The sequence below is a fragment of the Microbacterium phoenicis genome, from assembly GCF_047302325.1.
Taxonomy (GTDB): domain Bacteria; phylum Actinomycetota; class Actinomycetes; order Actinomycetales; family Microbacteriaceae; genus Microbacterium.
In genome coordinates this window covers 716680-734742 of record NZ_CP154849.1, presented here as the reverse complement: position 1 = coordinate 734742, position 18063 = coordinate 716680, and the positions used below count along the sequence as shown (strand labels likewise).

The following is an 18063-nucleotide window of genomic DNA, read 5'->3' as shown; positions in this document are numbered from 1 at the left end:
CCGACGGCCCCCGACGCTCACTTCGCCGTGAGCGACTTCTCCGGGATGGGCGCCTCGCCGCGCGCGGCGAGGTCGGCGTAGTGGGCGCGCGCCTCGTCCTGTCGCTGCCGCTCGACGCCCGACGCGATGGGGGCGCGGACGTGCTCGGGGGCGAAGCCGAACGCATCGACGAGGTCCTGCGCATGGGGACGCAGACGCGCGCACAGCCGGTCGATGTACTTCGACACCGCCGCGCCGCGCTGCGTCGAAAGACGCCCGTTGATGAGGTGCCACGCGAGGTGCTTCTCGATCAAGTGCAGACCGAAGAGGTCGCGCAGCCACGTGAGGACCTGACGGGTGCTCTCGTTCTCGGTCCCCTTCACCGCATCCGAGAACGCCTCCCACTGCAGCAGCTCACCGTGCGCCCGTGCCGCCTCGATGAGCTCGGCCTGGTGCTGGTTGAACAGCGCAGCGGCCTGGTCGGCCGGGAGCTTGGATGCCGGGCGCAGCGCGCCGGCGATGTCGGCGACCATCTGCTCGACGCGTCCGGCCAGCAGTTCGTGCTGCTGCTCGGCCCGCAGGCCGAGTTCCACCGAGCGCGCCGTCGATCCGAAATCGGCGACGGTCTGACCGAGGCTGCGGAGGCCCGCACCGTGGAAGACCTTGCCCGCCGTCTGACCGACGGCAAACTTCGCGAGGGCCGCGGCATCCGCTCCCTTGAACTGCTTGGCGAAGTCGGCGAGCAGACGCTTGCCGACGAGCTGCAGGAGGACGTTGTTGTCACCCTCGAAGGTGACGTAGACGTCGAGGTCGGAGCGGAGACCGACGAGGCGGTTCTCGGCCATGAAGCCCGATCCGCCGCAGGCCTCGCGGGCCTCCTGGATCGTGTTCAGCGCGTTCCACGTGCTGAGCGGCTTGAGCGCGGCCGCGAGGGTCTCGAGGTTCTCGCGCTCGGCGGGGGTGTCGGCCTTGCCGCCGAAGACGCCGTCGAAGGTGCGGAGCAGCTCGTCGTGCGCGAAGTACTGGGCGTAGTTCTGAGCGAGGAGGGGCAGGAGGCGCCGCTGGTGCTTGCCGTAGTCGAGCAGCACGACCTCATCGCTGCCCGCGCCCGAGTCGAACTGACGACGCTCATTGCCGTACGTCAGCGAGATGTACAGGGCGAGGGACGAGGCGATCGTCGCCGCCCCGTCGAGCGAGACGCGGCCCTGCACGAGGGCGCCGAGCATCGTGAAGAAGCGGCGACCGGTGCTCTCGATGGGGCTCGAGTAGGTGCCGTCGGCCGCGACGTCGCCGTAGCGGTTGAGCAGGTTCGTGCGCGGCACCCGGACGTTGTCGAAGGCGAGACGACCGTTGTCGATGCCGTTGAGCCCGCCCTTGACGCCGTCGTCCTCGCTCTGCACCCCCGGGAGCAGCTCGCCGTCGGCCGTGCGGATCGGCACGAAGAAGCAGTGCACACCGTGGTTCACGCCGTTGGTGATCAGCTGCGCGAAGACGGTCGCGGCCTGTCCGTGGACGGCCGCGTTGCCGAGGTAGTCCTTCCACGCCGCGCGGAACGGGGTGTTGATGACGAACTCTTCGGTATCGGGGTCGTACGTCGCGGTCGTGCCGATGGCGGCGACATCCGATCCGTGCCCGATCTCGGTCATGGCGAAAGCGCCGGGGAGCTTCGCGTCGCGGATGTCGGGGATCCAGCGGTCGTGGTGCTCCTTCGTGCCGAGCTGGAGCACGGCCGAGCCGAAGAGCCCCCACTGCACACCGGACTTGATCTGCATGCTGGGGTCGGCGAGGACGAGCTCCTCGAAGCCCGCGAGGTTGGCGCCGTTGTCCTCCTCACCGCCGTACTCCTTCGGGAGCGCACGGGTCGAGCCGCCGTTCTTCGCGAGGAGGCGCACCTGGTCCATGACCCGCTCGCGGTGCTCGGCGACGCTCTGGCCGTCGATGCGCCAGTAGGCGGGGTCCTTGATGAGTTCGCGGACGGTGAGGCGGGTCTCGCCCCACGTGCCTCGGAGCATCGCGCCGACGGCGTCGATGTCGAGGCGGGCTTCGTGCGCTTCGTCGGCGGTGTGCGGCGCGGTCGGAGCGCCGCCGGCGGGGGTGCGCTTGTCGGCGGCGGGAGTGGAGGAGCGGACGACGGTGTCGGTCATCACTGGCCTTTCTGAGGACGCCGGGTGCGGCGACGGGACAGGGAAGTTCGACAATCACGGTAGAAGTCCTCCAACACGACACCAAGTTGGTTGTGCGGTCGCGACAAGAGGCGTCGCGGACGTGGTCCGGGCGGGTTGTACGGCGCCTACACGGGCGGCGCGAAGGCAGCTCGCTCGGACCGGAACGGCGTCCGGTGCGTGCACGTTCACGGAGCGTGACTGACAGACTTGGGGGATGCCCGTTCTCCCCTCCGACGCGAGCGTCGTCCACCTCCGTTCCGGCGGCACCAGCGTCGTCGTCGACCTGCAGCCCGACACCGCCCCGGCCATCGTCCACTGGGGCGCGGATCTCGGCGATGCACCGCACGACACGCTCGTCTCGCTCGCCACGGCCTCGCGCCTGCAGCGCGTCTCGGGCGGCCTCGACCGTACGGTGCGACTCGGCATCGTCGCCACCGCGGCATCCGGCTGGGCAGGAACACCGACCCTCGAGGGCCACCGCGACGGAGAAGGCGTCGGTGCCCTCTTCGCGCTGACCGACCTGCGGGCGACGGAGGACACCCTCGAGCTGTACTTCACGGACAGTGAGATGCAGCTGTCGGCGCGCTACGAGCTGCGGGTCACGGCATCCGGTCTCGTGCGGGCGCGGACGACGGTGCGCAACGACGGTGCGGGCGTGTACACGGTGCAGGCCCTCCACACGACGTTGCCGCTGCCGTGGGACGCGACCGAGATCCTCGACACGACCGGACGGCACCTGCGCGAGCGCTCCGCGCAGCGCCACGAACTGACCTTCGGCACGCACGTGCGGGAGTCGCGCCGCGGCCGCCCGGGCGCCGACTTCACCCTGCTGCTGGCCGCGGGAACGCCGGGCTTCGGGTTCGAGCGCGGCACGGTGCACGGCGCCCACCTCGCCTGGAGCGGGAATTCCCGGATCTTCGCGGAGCGGACGCCGACGGGCGAGTCGTTCCTCGGGGCGGGCGAGCTGTACCTGCCCGGCGAGATCCGTCTCGCGCAGGGCGAGGAGATCTCCTCGCCCGAGCTGCTGGGCTCCTGGGGTGACGGGCTCGACGAGCTCGCCGTGCGGTTCCACGAGGAGTGGCGGGCACGGCCGCAGCATCCGACGCGGCCCCGGCCGATCACCCTGAACACGTGGGAGGCGGTCTACTTCGACCACCGCCTGCCCAAGCTCATCGCCCTCGCCGATGCGGCGGCAGAGATCGGTGTGGAGCGGTACGTGCTCGACGACGGCTGGTTCCGCCACCGCCGCGATGACACCGCGGGCCTCGGCGACTGGTACGTCGACGACACCGTGTGGCCGGGCGGCCTGCACCCGATCGCCGACCACGTCGTCGCGAAGGGGATGGAGTTCGGGCTCTGGTTCGAGCCCGAGATGGTCAACCCCGACAGCGACCTCGCCCGGTCGCACCCCGACTGGATCCTCCGCGGCCGCACCGACCTGCCGCCGTCCGCGCGTCAGCAGCAGGTGCTGAACCTCGCGCACCCCGAGGCCTACGCATACATCCGCCAGGTCATCTCGGACATCCTCGCCGCGTACCCGATCGCGTACATCAAGTGGGATCACAATCGTGACCTCGTCGACGCCGCCGCCGGCCCCGGCGGCGCTGCGAAGGTGCACGCGCAGACCCTCGCCGTCTACCGCCTCATCGACGAGCTCAAAGCCGCCCACCCGGGCCTCGAGATCGAGAGCTGCGCCTCGGGCGGCGCGCGCGTCGACCTCGGCATCCTCGACCGCACCGACCGCATCTGGACCAGCGACTGCCTCGACCCCGTCGAGCGCCTCGAGAACCAGCGCTACACCGCCCTCGTCGTGCCGCCCGAGATGATGGGTATGCACCTCACCACACCGCACGTCCACTCCACCGGCCGCACCGTGTCACTCACGATGAGCGGCGCCGTCGCCCTGTTCGGCCACTTCGGCATCGAGTGGGACGTCACGACGCTGTCAGAGACGGATGCCGCGACTGTGGGCGCGTGGGTCGCCCTCGCCAAACGGGTGCGCCCCCTCGTCGCGACGGGCCGCCTGGTCAACGCGGACGTGGCCGACCCGGGGCTCGACGTCCGCGGCGTCGTCGCGGAGGACGCGGCATCCGCCTTCTTCACGATCACGCAGACGCAGACGCTCATCTCCTCGCCGACCGGCCGCGTGCGTCTTCCCGGACTCGACGCCGACCGGACCTATCGCGTGCAGCTCGTCACGCCGGGTGGGATCGTTGAGACCCCCGCTCAGTCGCCGCTCGAGTGGGCGCACCACGACACCGTGATGACCGGGCGTCAGCTCGCCGTCGTCGGCCTGCGTCCGCCCGTGCAGAACCCGCAGCAGGCCGTCGTCGTGGAGGTCACGGCGGTCTGAGACCGTCAGATGCGTTCGAGCTGGTCGAGGAACTCGTCGGCCATCTCGACCTGACGGCGGAGCTTCTCGCGCCGAGCCGCAGCCTCGGCGCGGACGCCGTCGAGGCGGGCACGGCTCTGCGGGTCCTCGGCATCCTCAGCCATCGCGTCGACGACCTCGAGGAGTTCGCGCATCTCGTCGAGGGTGAACCCGAGCGGCTTCATGCGACGGATGAGCAGGATGCGGGCGACGTCACCCTCGGTATAGAGCCGGAAGCCGCCGTCGGTGCGCGCGGACGGGGTGACGAGGCCGATCTCGTCGTAGTGGCGGAGGGTGCGGAACGAGAGCTCGGTCCGCTCGGCGACCTCGCCGATGCGCATCGTGTCGTCGGTCATGCGGTTCCCCTCGGGTGGACAGCAAACCTCACGTTACGTTAGGTTTGGTCGTGCGCCATCTGCGCGCCCCCATTCTTCCGCGCCGCCAACGGGTCTGTGCGCACCCCTCCCCCGACGGAGTCATCATGATCGCCACCACTCCCGTGCGCCCGCGCATCGAGCCGACAGTGCTGCAGGCGCTCCGCAGCCCGCGCCTGCTGACCCGGGAGGTCCTCGCCGGTCTCGTGGTCGCGCTCGCCCTCATCCCCGAGGCGATCGCGTTCTCGATCATCGCGGGCGTCGACCCCCGGGTCGGGCTCTTCTCGTCGTTCATCATGGCCGTCGCGATCGCCTTCCTCGGCGGGCGCCCCGCGATGATCACGGCGGCCACCGGCGCCGTCGCCCTCGTCATCGCGCCTGTGGTCCGGGAGTACGGGATGGACTACTTCATCGCGACCGTCCTCCTCGGCGGGGTGATCCAGATCGTTCTCGGACTCGTGGGCGTCGCGAAGCTCATGCGCTTCATCCCCCGGAGCGTCATGGTCGGCTTCGTCAACGCGCTCGCGATCCTGATCTTCCTCGCCCAGCTGCCGCAGCTGTTCGGCGACGGCATCCCCTGGCTCGTCTGGCCGTTGCTCGCCGCAGGCCTCGTCATCCTCTATGCGATGCCGCGGCTCACCAAAGCCGTGCCCGCTCCCCTCGCCACGATCGTGCTGCTGACCGCGGTCGTCGTCGTCTTCGCGTGGAACGTCCCTACCGTCGGCGACCAGGGTGAACTTCCCGAGAGCCTGCCGTCCCTCTTCATCCCGAACGTGCCGCTGACCCTCGAGACGCTGCAGATCATCGGCCCGTTCGCCCTCGCGATGGCTGTCGTGGGACTCCTCGAGTCACTCATGACGGCCAAGCTCGTCGACGACATCACCGACACGCCCTCCTCGAAGACCCGCGAATCGCTCGGTCAGGGCGCCGCGAACATCCTGTCGGGCGCCTTCGGCGGCATGGGCGGCTGCGCGATGATCGGTCAGACGATGATCAACGTGAAGGTCTCGGGTGCGCGCACCCGCATCTCGACCTTTCTCGCCGGCGTGTTCCTGCTCATCCTCGTGCTGGCGCTCGGCGACGTCGTCGCGATCATCCCGATGGCCGCCCTCGTCGCGGTCATGATCATGGTCTGCGTCGGCACGTTCGACTGGCACAGCATCCACCCGGCCACGCTCCGCCGCATGCCCAAGAGCGAGACCGCCGTCATGCTCATCACAGTCGTCGCCACGGTCTGGACCCACAACCTCGCGATCGGCGTCGTCCTGGGTGTGATCGCCGCGATGATCATGTTCGCCCGCCGTGTCGCGCATTTCGTGACCGTCACGCGAACCGTGGATGCCGCGGCATCCACCGCTCACTATGCGGTCGACGGCGAGTTGTTCTTCGCTTCCAGCAACGACCTGACGACACAGTTCTCGTACCCGGACGACCCGGCGAACGTCGTGATCGACATGTCCCGTTCGCACGTGTGGGATGCCTCGACCGTCGCCGCCCTCGACGCCATCGTGAACAAGTACGAGCGCATGGGCACGACGGTGACGATCGTCGGGTTGAACGACACGGCATCCGCGTTCCACGGCAGGCTCAGCGGAAAGCTCGGCGCCGGCGAGTGATCGGGGGTTGACGGCGGTGCGGCAGGCCTGAAGGATGCCGGGGGCGCCCCGCTTCGGAGCGTCACGACGAAGGGGTCCCATGGCAGAGCCGGCACGATTCGCGATCATCGGCACGGGCTGGCGCTCGGAGTTCTTCCTGCGCATCGCCTCGGCGGCACCGGAGCGACTGCAGGCCGTCGGCGTGCTCGCCCGGTCCGACGCCTCGGCGGCACGGGTCGCCGGCTGGAACGTGCCGATCCACCGCTCGCTCGACGACCTGCTGGCCGCCCGGCCGGACTTCGTGATCGCGTCGGTGACGTGGCCCGCGATGCCGGGGGTGATCACCGAGCTCGTGGAGCGCGGCGTGCGCGTGCTCGCCGAGACGCCGCCCGCCCCCGACGCGGACGGCCTGCGGAAGCTGTGGCACGACGTCGGCGCCAGCCGGCTGGTGCAGGTCGCCGAGCAGTACATGCTCATGCCGGGGCACGCCGCCCGCCTCGAGGTGGTTCGATCGGGCGCACTCGGCACCGTCGGCGGGGTGCAGGTCTCGTCGACGCATCTGTACCACGCGACGTCGATGATCCGGACGTTCCTGGATGCCGGCATGACGGAGGCGACCGTGTCGGCCCGAACCTTCACCGCGCCGCTCGTCGATCCGTTGACGCCGGCCGGATGGTCGGACGACGTCGCGCCGAAGGAACGGACGACGACGATCGCGACGCTCGACTTCGGCGACGGGCGGATGGGCCTGTACGACTTCGTCGACAACCAGTGGTGGAACCCGATCCTGTCGCGCCGGATCGTCATCCGCGGCTCGCACGGGGAACTCACCGACGACACCGTGCGCCGCTTCGAGGGCGCCGAGGTGCTCACCTCGCCGATCACCTACCGGCGCACGGGTGTCGACCTGAACCTCGAAGGCAACGACGTGGTGTCGGCTGCCTTCGAGGGACGGATCGTCTACCGGAATCCCTGGGTCGGAACGCGGCTGTCGGAGGATGACATCGCGGTTGCGTCGTCGCTCGAGCTCACCGGGCGGTGGGCCCGCGGTGACGGCGCGGAACCGTATCCGCTGGCCGACGCCTGCCAGGACCACCTGCTCGGTCTCGCGATCGGCGAGTCGGCTCGGACGGGGGCTGACGTGCGGGTCGCCCGCGACGTGTGGAGCTGACGGGGCTCAGGCCTTATCGTGCAGGGTGATCCGGTAGCCGTCCGGGTCGGCGAAGGTGAACGTCCGTCCGAACGGGCCGTCGATGGGCGCCGCGACGATCTCGTGGCCGTCCGCGGCGAGCGCGTCGTGGCTGTCCTGGACGTCGGTCGCGCGCAGCCAGATCGCGGCGCCCATTCCGGGGTATTCCGCGGAGTCGAGGTCGGTGCCGGGCACGATGTCGCGCAGCGCGAACGCGATCGGCGCGGTGTCGAACACGACGGCGTGCGGGGGCCCCGCGGGCGAGCGGACGAGGCCGAGGTAGCGCTCGTAGAAGCGCTGCGAGGCGTCGAGGTCGCTGACCTGCAGGGAGATGAAGTCGGGTCCGATGGCGGGCATGAGGCATCCTTTCTTGTGTCAGTTATCTGACACATTCAAGTGTATGTCAGAATACTGACATGGTCCACTCCGATGAGATCGATCTCCCGACGTCGCTCGGCTATCTCCTGAAGGAAGCGGCGACCGCGCTGCGGGTCGCGATGGAGGATGCGCTCCGTCCGCTCGAGCTGACCGTGACCGCGTACTCGTGCCTCGAGATCCTCGCGCAGCGGCCCGGGTCGTCGAACTCGGATCTCGCCCGGGGCGCTTTCGTGACACGGCAGAGCATGAACGTCCTGCTGCAGACCCTGGAGCGGGAGGGCCTCGTGACTCGGCCGGCGACCGCTGCGGAGGGCCGCGTGCTGCCGGTCACCCTGACGGACGCCGGGCTGCGGCGTCGGGAGCAGGCGAGCGCCGTGGTCAAGACGGTGGAGGATCGGATGCTGGCCGAGTTGTCTGCGCCGGAGCGCGCTCAGGCGTTCGACGTGCTCACGCGCATGACGCGGGCGCTGCGCGAGGACTGATCCGACTCAGGCTTTCGCGATGACGGCGACGACGGCCTCACCGTAGGCCTCGCGCTTCTTCGCCCCAATGCCGGTGATGCCGTCGAGGTCGGCGACCGACGTCGGGCGGTGCTCAGCGAGGGCGCGCAGGGTCGCGTCGCCGAAGACGATGTAGGCCGGGACGCCCTGCTCTTTCGCCTGCTCGGCACGCCACGCGCGGAGCGCCTCGAAGAGGTCGCGGTCGCCCTCGGGCAGCGCGTCGGCGGCCGACTGCTTCTTCGCGCGGGTCGATCCGCCGCCGGTGCGGCCGAGGACGTCGCGCCGCAGCGGCACTGCTTCCTCGCCGCGGAGGACGGGCATGCCCGCGTCGCCGACCGCCAGGACGCCGTACTCCCCCTGGGCGACCAGGATGCCGCGGGCCAGGAGCTGCCTCACGACCGAGCGCCAGTCCTGCTCGGACAGGTCGTTCCCGATGCCGTAGGTCGAGAGCTTGTCGTGCCCCTGCTGGCGGATCCGCTCGGTCGAGCCGCCGCGGAGGATGTCGATGAGGTGCCCGGCGCCGAAGGCCTGATTGCGCTCGCGCTGCAGGCGCACGATCGTCGAGAGGAGCTTCTGCGCCGCGACGAGGCCGTCCCAGGTGTCGGGCTGGGTGAGGCAGGTGTCGCAGTTGCCACAGGCATCCGACGACTGTCCGAAGTATCCGAGCAGGTTCTGTCGGCGGCACGAGACCGTCTCGCACAGGGCGAGCATCGCGTCGAGGTGCTGGCCCATGCGCATCTTGTAGGTGCGGTCGCCGGGCGACTGGTCGATGAGGCGGCGCTGCTGGACGACGTCGCCGAGGCCGTAGGCCATCCATGCGACCGCGGGCTCGCCGTCGCGGCCGGCGCGGCCGGTCTCCTGGTAGTAGCCCTCGACGGACTTCGGCAGGTCGATGTGCGCGACGAAGCGGACGTCGGGCTTATCGATGCCCATGCCGAACGCGATCGTGGCGACCATGACGACGCCGTCTTCGCGCAGGAACCGGGACTGGTGCCGGGCGCGGATGGAGGCATCCAACCCCGCGTGATACGCGAGGGCGTCGACGCCCTGCGTGCGCAGGTACTCGGCCGTCTGCTCGACGGACTTGCGGCTCAGTGCGTAGACGATGCCGGCGGCACCTTCGGGCTGCGTGCGCACGAACTGCACGAGCTGGCGACGCATGTCGACCTTGGGCTCGATGCGGTACTGGATGTTCGGCCGGTCGAAGCTCGCGACGAAGTGTCGCGCGTCGGGCAGGTGGAGGCGTTCGGTGAGCTCGGTGTGCGTGGCGCGCGTCGCGGTCGCGGTGAGCGCCATGCGCGGGACCCCGGGGAACCGCTCAGCGAGGTCGCCGAGCGCGAGGTAGTCGGGGCGGAAGTCATGACCCCACTGCGACACGCAGTGCGCCTCGTCGATCGCGATGACGCTGAGCTGCGCGCGCTGCAGGAGGGCCGTCGTCGCGGGGACCGACAGCCGCTCGGGCGCGACGTAGAGCAGGTCGAGTTCACCGTCGAGGAGCGCCTGCTCGACGCCCGCGCGCTCGGCCGGGGTCTGCGTGGAGTTCAGGAACGCCGCACGGACGCCGTTGGCGATGAGCGCGTCGACCTGGTCGTGCATGAGCGCGATGAGAGGGCTGACGACGAGGCCCGTGCCGGGACGCACGAGGGCCGGCACCTGGTAGGTGATCGACTTGCCGCCGCCGGTCGGCATGAGGACGACCGCATCGCCGCCCGCGATGACGTGCGAGACGATGTCACCCTGATCGCCACGGAACGCCGTGTAGCCGAAGACCTCGGTGAGCACCTTGACCGGATCGTCGCCGACGTGGTCGCGCCGCTCGAGACGGAGGACGGATGCCGGCGGTGCGGCGGTGCGCTGCTGCGGGGCCGCGGGCCGGGTGGGCTGGGTGCGCGCGGGCTCGGCGCGCGTGGCGCGGGCGACGGACGCGGCGTAGTCGTCGTACCGCGGGTCGGGCGGCGGCGGTGAGTCGAAGTCGTCCGGCGGCGGAACGTCGTCGGGATCCCACACGAGATCGGCGTAGGGGTCGTTCTGCCATCCGCCGTCACTCACCCGGTCAACCCTAGCCGCGGCATCCGACACGGTCTGCGGGTGTGGAGAGGGTCCACGAGGTTGCAAGGATGGGGAGGAGGAGCGGACATGGAACTGATCAGGTGCACGGCGGCGGATGCCGGCGAGATCGAGGCGTTCCTGCGCGAGGTCGACCTGACCGTGACGGGGCTGGACGCGCCCACGGTGCGTCTCTGGGTCGAGCGCGACGCGTCGGGCCGCATCGTCGCGAGCACGGGCTACGAGCTGAGCGGCGACGGACGGCACGCGCTGATCCGGAGCGTCGCCGTCGCGGCCTCGTCGCGCACGCGGGGTCGCGGCACCGAAATGGCCGGTTTCGCACTCGAACACGCCGCTGCGGAGGGCGCGACGACGGCGTGGCTGTTCAGCCGCCGGTCGGGTGCGTTCTGGCAGTCGCTGGGTTTCACGCCGGCGGAGCGTTCGGAGCTCGCTCGGGCCCTCGCGGAGACGCACCAGGTGCGGACGTTCACCGAGACCGGACAGTTGGCTCGCGAGGTCGCGTGGTGGCGGGAGCTTTCGGAGGAGTTCAGCGGGGCGTGAGCTCGCGGACGTACCGACGGCAGACGTGGACGCGGGCGTAGCGGGCGCGGAGCTCGACTTCATCCTCGATGCGACCGTGCACGAAGGCCGTCACCGGGCTGCTCAGGCCATCGGGCGTTCGGAACCCTGCCGGATCATCGCCGGCGCCGAGGTAGACGTGGAGGTAACGGGTGGTCTCGGAGAATCCGTTCCGGCGGTACCAGGCGTTCGCCGCGACATCCTCCCGGGTCCAGGCATCCAGAGTTCGGACCCCTCTGGCGTCAAGCCCGCGAATCCCCTGGTCAAGGAGCTCCGTGGCGACGCCGTCATGCTGCCAGCCGGGGAGCACCGCGACGGTGTCGATCGTGGCCTCGACGTCGTCGACCACGATGTCCAGGATGCCGACGATCTCGCCGTCACCTGCCGCGGCGACGAGCTCGATCGCACCGGCGGAGAGTTCTGGTCGCGTCTGCTTCACGTCGTCGTAGTACGCGGTGCGCAGGAAGCTCAGAGTGCGGCAGACGAGCCAACCTTCGGCATCCGACTCGCGATACGGCCGGACGGATACGGGTTTCGTCATGTCGGGATCCCCTCTTTTCCAGCCGTAATCTGCGGCGCACGACGTCACGGTAACGGATGCCGGGGGGGAACGACTGCGCCCGCCGCTCGCACCGTGCCGCGCTGCGCGGTCCTCTGTGACCGGAGAGGGGTGGATGCCGAGGGTCCCGACGTGCCAGAAGCGATGTCGGAACCCCCTTCTAGTCTGGGACTATGTCCAGCCCGTCCCCGTATCTCGAGGAGGTCCCCGAGGGGATTCCGACGACCCTGGACTGGGTCGTGATGTGCGCCGATATGGCGACGGTTCACGCGGCGCAGCGGTATGCCAGCATCGTCGAGTTGTGGGATGACGCGATCCGCGCCGCGACGCGGGATGAGGGTGCGTCGGTGCTGGTGGAACGGTCGGTACGGCTCGAAGTCGCGTCGGCGTTGCGGATCACCGAGCACGCCGCGGGACGGCTCATGGGGGTCGGGCGGGCGTTGGTGAAGCGGCACCCGGCGGTGTGGGAGGCGATGAGCCGAGCCGGGATCACCGAGACGCACGCGACGATCATCGTCGACGGCCTCGATGAGCTCGACGTCGCGCGTGACGAGCTGATCGGCGAGGTGCTGACGCTCGCGGAGGAGATGCCGACCGGGCCGTTCCGCCGCGCAGTGAAACGGATCGTCGACCGGGAGCGTGAAGCGACCATCGCGGAACGGTATGCGGATGCCGTCGCCCACCGGCACGTGCGCGTCGAACCCGGCGTGGACGGGATGGCGTGGCTCACCGCGCACCTTCCCGCGGTCGAAGCGCACGCGATCCACGGGCGGCTCACCGCGATCGCGAAAACCCTCGACGACGAACGGTCCCTCGACCAGAAACGCGCCGACGTGTTCGGAGACCTGCTGATCGACGGGGAGACCGCGTCTCTTCCCGACATCGTGCGCGGGATCCGCCCGACCGTCGCGGTCACCGTGCCCGCTCTCACGCTCCTGACCGGTGACGGCTCTGCCGCGCAGGTCGGCGGCGTCGGGCCTATCCCGCTCGGCCGCGCGCGGGAGTTGTGCGGGGCGGCATCCGGGTGGATGCGGGTCCTCACCCACCCCGACACCGGGGTCGTCCTGTCCGTCGGGCGAGAGCACTACCGGCCGCCCGCCGACCTCCGCCGCCTCGTCACATGGCGGGCCGCCCGGTGCATGGCACCCGGGTGCGGGATCCCGGCGGATCGGTGCGACATCGACCACACCGTCGACTGGCATCACGGCGGACACACCGACGCCAGCAACCTCGCACCCCTCTGCCGCGGTCACCACACCCTCAAACACCACACCGACTGGCAGGTCAGAGCGAAACCTGGCGGGACGCTCGAATGGACCTCACCCGCAGGCCGGGTCTACCTCGTCCAGCCCGAACGACGCATCCCGCAGTTCACCACCGACCCACCACCGTTCTAGGACAGAGCGAGGCTGTTCATCCGTGCGACGAGCGCGGTGACCTCGGCGATCCCGATCACGTCGACGAGAGGTGCAGCCCGTACGGGTCCGCCTCATTCAGTGTCGACAGCACAGCCTCCACCTCGCGCATCACCGCACCATCCGCGCTTCGACGATGCCGGGCGTCGCCGGGTCGGACTGCTCCGCACCGTCGAACGCGAAGCCGTTGCGCCGGTAGAACGCGATCGCACGCGGATTCTCCCGCGCCACCCACAACGACGCGGGCCCGTCGGCGAGCACCGCGTCGAACAGTGCCTGCCCCGCCCCCGTCCCGTGATGCGCCGCCAGGACGTAGAGCATGTACAGCTGGCGACCACCGGCATCCGACCCACCGGACATCGCGAAACCGATCAACTCGCCGTCCAGCTCGGCTACCCGGACGACGTGCTCCGGACGCGGGTCGGAGAGGATCTGAGTCCACATGCGCCGCCGACGTTCCGCCACCTCGTCGGTGAAGTACTCCTCCGGCAGGAGATGCCCGTACGTCTCACGCCAGGCGGCGACATGCAGCGCCGCGACCGCCCCGACATCCGCCGGCTGCGGTTCGCGGATCGCCGCACTCACGCCGCGCACCACTTCTCGGCGAGCGCGCCGATGACGTTCGCGTTCCGGTTCGTCGCCACACCGAGGAGCTTCGCCGCGCCGAGTGGGTCGACCGCGCCGTCCTGATACCCGGGCTGTAGCAGCGCGTGCGTCGCGCGCCCCCGCACCACCATCCGGCCGCGCTCATCGGCGCGCGCCTCGATGTCGGTGATCTGCGACGCCGCGGGCTCGTCCTTCAGCAGGTAGACGTAGTGCCGGGCGAGCCCCGGGTTCGCCTCGGCCAGCTCGCGAGCGTGCCGAGCGACCTCGCGGAACTCCGCGGCGGAGTACACGATCGTCGGGACCTCGAAACACCGGTCGGCGGCGAACGCCTGCTCCAACGTCTGCTCGATCCGCTCACGCGAGCGCATCCGCGACTCGAACCGCACGTTCCCCGTGTTGATGTGCGTCTCGACTGCCTCGAACCCCGCCTCCTCGACGACACGGCGGATGTCCTCCTTAGGGAACACCCGCTTCGCGCCGAGATTGATCGCCCGCAGAAACGCCAGGTACGTCGTCATCCGCCCAGTCTGCCCGGACCTGCCGACACCCACGAGGGCGCAGGATGAAGACATGAACGAGCTCACCCGCTGGCTCCGCGACCAACCCTCCCTCACCGGAACCGCACCGCCGCTCGACCTCTCGGACCTCCCCGCCGATCCTCACGAGCTCTTCGACACCTGGATCCGCGCCGCCGCCGACGCCGGCGTCCCCGAACCCCGTGCAACGACCCTCGCGACAGCGGATGCCGATGGTCGCCCGGACGCGCGGACCCTCATCCTGAAGGGCGTCGACGCCGACGGCTGGCAGTTCGCCGGCCTGCGATCCTCGGCGAAGGGCGCGCAGCTCGCCGAGAACCCCGCGGCGGCGCTCAACTTCTGGTGGCAGCCCGTCATGCGCGCCGTCCGCGTCCGCGGCACCGTGCGCGAGGCGACACCCGAGGAGAGCGCAGCCGATTTCGGGGCGCGCCCCGCCTCCAGCGACGCGGCGCCGTCCGACTGGGTGCTCTGGCGCCTCATCCCGGAGCGCATCGAGTTCTGGCAGGGTTCCCCCGACCGTCGGCACACCCGCGTCGTCTACACGCGCGCCGGCGACGACTGGACCCGCAGGGCCTAGAGCCGCACGACGGCGACCGCCGGACTAGATATCAACGCCACGACGCCGCGCGGCCCACCGGCCGGGCGGGGTTCCCCGCGACGATCGCTCCCGGCTCGACGTCACGGGTCACGACCGCGCCGGCGGCGACGATCGCACCGTCCCCGATCGTGACGCCCTTCAGGATGACGGCGCGGGCTCCGACGAGCACGTGTCGGCCGATGCTGATGGGGGCGGAGCGCACGTGGCGACGTCCGTCCTCGAACTCGATGTCGTGGAAGTCCGTGTCCATGATCTCGACGTCCCAGGAGAGCTCGGCACCTTCGTGCAGCGTGAGGCCGGTCTCGACGTTGATCGTGTTTCGCGCGCCGACGGCCGCTCCGCGCATGACCGTGAGCCGAGCACCGGAGCCGACGTGGATCCGCGCGCGCCTGCGGATGGTCGCTCCCCGATGCAGGTCATAGGTTCCCCGTCCTCTCATCGTGACACCGGGCTGAACCTTGACGCCGTGGTGCCCACGCACCGATGCGCGCAGCCGGTTCATGACCTTCTTCAGTACGCGCATGATGTCCCCTCGATCGCGCGGAATCGCCCCGTCGCGATTATGGCGCGATCGAGACGATGCGCGCGAGTCCGCGCACATCCGGAGGGAGCGGGGCCTAGAGCCGCACGACCTCGGTCACCCGCACGACCGCGGCGCCCTCGTCGACGGATGCCTCCAGGTCGACCTCCGCGCGGATCCGCCAATCGTGGTCGCCCGCCGGATCGTCGATGATCTGCTCCACACGCCAGACACCCTCGGACGCCGACGACTCGTCGATGGCGCACAGCGCGGGACTGCGGGCAGCCCCGCCCGTGAGGATCTCGTCGTGATCGTCGAAGTACCGGTCGAGGACGTCGGGCCAACCGGCATCCGGATCCAACTCGACCAGCGCGTCGTCGTTCTGCAGAGCGGCGAGCTGCACCCGCCGGAACATCTCGTTGCGCACCAGCACGACGAACGCGCGCCGATTCGCGATGATCGACGGCGGCGCCGGCGGCACGACGGGAGCCTCGGGATCGTCCGCCGGGTTCACCAGCGCATTCCACTCGTCGACGAGACTCGAATCGACCTGGCGCACCAGCTCGCCGAGCCACTCGATCAGATCGAGCAGGTCGTCGGTGCGCGCCTCGGCCGGCACCGTCTGCCGGATCGCGCGGTACGCGTCGGACAGGTACCGCAGCACCAGCCCCTCGCTCCGCCCCAGTTGGTAGAACGACACGAACTCGCCGAACGACATCGCCCGCTCGAACATGTCGCGGACGACCGACTTCGGCGACAGCTCGAAGTCGCGCACCCACGGCTGGCTCGACGCGAACGTCTCGTACGCCTGCGCCAGGAGGTCCGCGAGCGGCTTCGGCCACGTCACCGCCTCGAGCAGCTCCATCCGCTCGTCGTACTCGATGCCGTCGCGCTTCATCGCCGCGACCGCCTCGCCCCGCGCCTTGAACTCCTGCTGCGACAGGATCGCGCGCGGATCGTCGAGCGTCGACTCGATCACGCTCACCACGTCGAGCGCGTAGTGACCGCTGCCGGTCTCGCTGTCGTCCGGGGACAGCAACTCGATCGCGGCGAGCGCGAACGGCGACAGCGGCTGGTTCAGGGCGAAGTTCGGCTGCAGATCGACGGTGAGACGGATGCCGTCAGCATCGGCCTCCACGATGTCCGCCGCCACGAGGGTCCGGAACAGCGCGATCGCCCGGCGGGCGAGCTCGTACTGCCGCGCCCTCGGTTCGTGGTTGTCGAAGACGAGCGAGCGGACGTTCGCGAAGACGTCGCCGCCGCGACCGATGACGTTGATGAGCATCGCCGCGGTCAGCTTCAGCTGCGGCGACAGCGGCTCGGGCTCGGCGGCGACGAGGCGCTCGAACGAGCCCTCGCCCCAGTTCACGACGCCGGTCGGCGCCTTCTTGCGGACGATCTTCTTGCGCTTGGCGGCATCGTCCCCCGCCTTCGCGAGTGCGACGGCGTTCTCGATCTCCCACTCGGGCGCCATCACGACGACGCTGCCGTGCGTGTCGAAACCCGCACGCCCCGCGCGCCCGGCGATCTGGTGGAACTCGCGCGCCGACAGCTGGCGCATCTTCGTGCCGTCGTACTTCGACAGCGCCGTGATCAGCACCGTGCGGATGGGGACGTTGATGCCGACGCCGAGGGTGTCGGTGCCGCAGATGACGCGGAGCAGGCCGCGCTGCGCGAGCGTCTCGACGAGCCGGCGGTAGCGCGGCAGCATCCCGGCATGGTGCACGCCGATGCCCGCACGGACGAGACGGGACAGCGTCTTGCCGAACCCCGTCGTGAAGCGGAAGCCGCCGATGGCCTCGGCGATCGCATCGCGCTGCTCGCGCGTCGTGACCTTGACGCTCGACAGCGCCTGCGCCCGCTCGAGCGCCGCCGCCTGTGAGAAGTGGACGATGTAGACCGGGGCCTCGCCGTTCTCGAGCAGCCCCTCGAGCACCTCATGGACCGGGCGGCGGGCGTAGGAGAAGTCGAGCGGCACCGGCCGCTCGGCGCCTGCGACGTGCGCCACCGGCCGACCCGTGCGTCGCTCGAGGTCGCTCGTGATCGCCGAGACGTCGCCGAGCGTCGCCGACATCAGCAGGAACTGCGCTCCCGGGAGGAGCAGCAGCGGCACCTGCCACGCCCACCCGCGGTCGGGGTCGCCGTAGTAATGGAACTCGTCCATCACGACCTGGTCGACCTCCGCCTCGGGGCCGAGGCGCAGCGCGACGTTCGCCAAGATCTCGGCGGTGCAGCAGATGATCGGCGCGTCGGGATTCACCGACGAATCGCCCGTGACCATGCCCACGGCATCCGGTCCGAAGATGTCGACGAGGGCGAAGAACTTCTCGCTGACGAGGGCTTTGATCGGAGCCGTGTAATACGTGCGGCCGCCGCGGGCGAGGGATGCCGCGTGTGCCGCGACCGCGACGAGCGACTTGCCCGTGCCGGTCGGCGTCGCGAGGATCACGTGCGACCCGGATGCGAGCTCGATGATCGCCTCGTCCTGCGCCGGGTAGAGCTCGATGCCGCGCTCGAGGGTCCACTCGAGGAAGCCCTCGTAGACGGCGTCGGGGGTCGACCCCACCGGAATGCGGTCCCGGAGCGTCGAGGTCATCCCTCGAGTCTGCCCCACCGGGCGGGAGGATGTGCCCAGTGCAGGTCTGATCGAGAC

16 protein-coding genes are annotated in these 18063 nt (G+C 70.2%); 7 read left to right on the top strand and 9 right to left on the bottom strand.

Features of this window, described 5'->3' with window-relative positions:
- Positions 1-17: 17 nt before the first annotated feature.
- Complete coding sequence (locus ABCU91_RS03660) at positions 18-2123, bottom strand: acyl-CoA dehydrogenase (RefSeq protein WP_413354836.1); 2106 nt, start codon at positions 2121-2123, stop codon at positions 18-20.
- Between the two features lie 235 nt (positions 2124-2358).
- Between ABCU91_RS03660 and ABCU91_RS03655 the strand changes: the two genes are divergently transcribed.
- Positions 2359-4497, top strand: coding sequence for an alpha-galactosidase (locus ABCU91_RS03655; protein ID WP_413354835.1), 2139 nt, complete (start codon positions 2359-2361; stop codon positions 4495-4497).
- A 5-nt stretch (positions 4498-4502) separates the two neighbouring features.
- On the opposite strand, the gene ABCU91_RS03650 is transcribed toward ABCU91_RS03655, so the two are convergent.
- On the bottom strand, positions 4503-4871 hold the full coding sequence (locus ABCU91_RS03650; RefSeq protein ID WP_413354834.1) for a MerR family transcriptional regulator: 369 nt from the start codon (positions 4869-4871) through the stop codon (positions 4503-4505).
- A gap of 125 nt (positions 4872-4996) precedes the next feature.
- Here ABCU91_RS03650 and ABCU91_RS03645 point away from each other — a divergent pair, with 125 nt between their 5' ends.
- Together ABCU91_RS03645 and ABCU91_RS03640 are read left to right on the top strand one after the other, a co-directional pair.
- Positions 4997-6505, top strand: a complete 1509-nt coding sequence (locus ABCU91_RS03645) for a SulP family inorganic anion transporter (RefSeq protein ID WP_413354833.1) — start codon at positions 4997-4999, stop codon at positions 6503-6505.
- 79 nt (positions 6506-6584) lie between these two features.
- Positions 6585-7655 carry a Gfo/Idh/MocA family protein gene (locus ABCU91_RS03640; RefSeq protein WP_413354832.1) on the top strand — a complete coding sequence of 357 codons (1071 nt, stop codon included), beginning with the start codon at positions 6585-6587 and terminating at the stop codon, positions 7653-7655.
- A gap of 6 nt (positions 7656-7661) precedes the next feature.
- Here ABCU91_RS03640 and ABCU91_RS03635 read toward each other — a convergent pair whose 3' ends face one another.
- Entirely contained in the window at positions 7662-8030 is a 369-nt protein-coding gene (locus tag ABCU91_RS03635; protein ID WP_413354831.1) for a VOC family protein, read from the bottom strand.
- Positions 8031-8089: 59 nt separating this feature from the next.
- Between ABCU91_RS03635 and ABCU91_RS03630 the strand changes: the two genes are divergently transcribed.
- Positions 8090-8533 (top strand): MarR family winged helix-turn-helix transcriptional regulator, encoded by a 444-nt coding sequence (locus ABCU91_RS03630; protein WP_413354830.1) that lies wholly within the window; start codon positions 8090-8092, stop codon positions 8531-8533.
- A 6-nt stretch (positions 8534-8539) separates the two neighbouring features.
- Here ABCU91_RS03630 and recQ read toward each other — a convergent pair whose 3' ends face one another.
- Positions 8540-10600 carry a DNA helicase RecQ gene (gene recQ, locus ABCU91_RS03625; RefSeq protein WP_413354829.1) on the bottom strand — a complete coding sequence of 687 codons (2061 nt, stop codon included), beginning with the start codon at positions 10598-10600 and terminating at the stop codon, positions 8540-8542.
- Positions 10601-10687: 87 nt separating this feature from the next.
- Here recQ and ABCU91_RS03620 point away from each other — a divergent pair, with 87 nt between their 5' ends.
- Complete coding sequence (locus ABCU91_RS03620; RefSeq protein ID WP_413354828.1) at positions 10688-11158, top strand: GNAT family N-acetyltransferase; 471 nt, start codon at positions 10688-10690, stop codon at positions 11156-11158.
- Here the strand turns inward: ABCU91_RS03620 and ABCU91_RS03615 are convergent.
- Positions 11145-11717, bottom strand: coding sequence for a GNAT family N-acetyltransferase (locus tag ABCU91_RS03615; protein ID WP_413354827.1), 573 nt, complete (start codon positions 11715-11717; stop codon positions 11145-11147). The genes ABCU91_RS03620 and ABCU91_RS03615 overlap by 14 nt on opposite strands.
- A gap of 191 nt (positions 11718-11908) precedes the next feature.
- Here ABCU91_RS03615 and ABCU91_RS03610 point away from each other — a divergent pair, with 191 nt between their 5' ends.
- On the top strand, positions 11909-13132 hold the full coding sequence (locus ABCU91_RS03610; RefSeq protein WP_413354826.1) for a DUF222 domain-containing protein: 1224 nt from the start codon (positions 11909-11911) through the stop codon (positions 13130-13132).
- A 129-nt stretch (positions 13133-13261) separates the two neighbouring features.
- Here ABCU91_RS03610 and ABCU91_RS03605 read toward each other — a convergent pair whose 3' ends face one another.
- A complete protein-coding gene (locus tag ABCU91_RS03605; protein ID WP_413354825.1) occupies positions 13262-13747 on the bottom strand; it encodes an N-acetyltransferase family protein in 486 nt (161 codons plus the stop codon).
- Positions 13732-14274: a DUF1697 domain-containing protein gene (locus ABCU91_RS03600; RefSeq protein WP_413354824.1), complete on the bottom strand. Its 543-nt coding sequence runs from the start codon at positions 14272-14274 to the stop codon at positions 13732-13734. The genes ABCU91_RS03605 and ABCU91_RS03600 overlap by 16 nt, the downstream gene beginning before the upstream one ends.
- A 52-nt stretch (positions 14275-14326) precedes the next feature.
- Here ABCU91_RS03600 and ABCU91_RS03595 point away from each other — a divergent pair, with 52 nt between their 5' ends.
- Positions 14327-14869 (top strand): pyridoxal 5'-phosphate synthase, encoded by a 543-nt coding sequence (locus tag ABCU91_RS03595; protein ID WP_413354823.1) that lies wholly within the window; start codon positions 14327-14329, stop codon positions 14867-14869.
- 31 nt (positions 14870-14900) lie between these two features.
- Here the strand turns inward: ABCU91_RS03595 and ABCU91_RS03590 are convergent, their stop codons facing one another.
- Both ABCU91_RS03590 and ABCU91_RS03585 read right to left on the bottom strand, forming a co-directional pair.
- Positions 14901-15140, bottom strand: coding sequence for an acyltransferase (locus ABCU91_RS03590; protein WP_413355368.1), 240 nt, complete (start codon positions 15138-15140; stop codon positions 14901-14903).
- A 367-nt stretch (positions 15141-15507) separates the two neighbouring features.
- Entirely contained in the window at positions 15508-18006 is a 2499-nt protein-coding gene (locus ABCU91_RS03585) for a DEAD/DEAH box helicase (RefSeq protein WP_413354822.1), read from the bottom strand.
- Positions 18007-18063: the final 57 nt, after the last annotated feature.

Coding starts and splice junctions, on each gene's coding strand:
- ABCU91_RS03660 (WP_413354836.1), bottom strand. CDS start 2,123: ATGACCGACACCGTCGTCCGCTCCTCCACTCCCGCCGCCGACAAGCGC.
- ABCU91_RS03655 (WP_413354835.1), top strand. CDS start 2,359: ATGCCCGTTCTCCCCTCCGACGCGAGCGTCGTCCACCTCCGTTCCGGC.
- ABCU91_RS03650 (WP_413354834.1), bottom strand. CDS start 4,871: ATGACCGACGACACGATGCGCATCGGCGAGGTCGCCGAGCGGACCGAG.
- ABCU91_RS03645 (WP_413354833.1), top strand. CDS start 4,997: ATGATCGCCACCACTCCCGTGCGCCCGCGCATCGAGCCGACAGTGCTG.
- ABCU91_RS03640 (WP_413354832.1), top strand. CDS start 6,585: ATGGCAGAGCCGGCACGATTCGCGATCATCGGCACGGGCTGGCGCTCG.
- ABCU91_RS03635 (WP_413354831.1), bottom strand. CDS start 8,030: ATGCCCGCCATCGGACCCGACTTCATCTCCCTGCAGGTCAGCGACCTC.
- ABCU91_RS03630 (WP_413354830.1), top strand. CDS start 8,090: ATGGTCCACTCCGATGAGATCGATCTCCCGACGTCGCTCGGCTATCTC.
- ABCU91_RS03620 (WP_413354828.1), top strand. CDS start 10,688: ATGGAACTGATCAGGTGCACGGCGGCGGATGCCGGCGAGATCGAGGCG.
- ABCU91_RS03615 (WP_413354827.1), bottom strand. CDS start 11,717: ATGACGAAACCCGTATCCGTCCGGCCGTATCGCGAGTCGGATGCCGAA.
- ABCU91_RS03610 (WP_413354826.1), top strand. CDS start 11,909: ATGTCCAGCCCGTCCCCGTATCTCGAGGAGGTCCCCGAGGGGATTCCG.
- ABCU91_RS03600 (WP_413354824.1), bottom strand. CDS start 14,274: ATGACGACGTACCTGGCGTTTCTGCGGGCGATCAATCTCGGCGCGAAG.
- ABCU91_RS03595 (WP_413354823.1), top strand. CDS start 14,327: ATGAACGAGCTCACCCGCTGGCTCCGCGACCAACCCTCCCTCACCGGA.
- ABCU91_RS03590 (WP_413355368.1), bottom strand. CDS start 15,140: ATGGACACGGACTTCCACGACATCGAGTTCGAGGACGGACGTCGCCAC.
- ABCU91_RS03585 (WP_413354822.1), bottom strand. CDS start 18,006: ATGACCTCGACGCTCCGGGACCGCATTCCGGTGGGGTCGACCCCCGAC.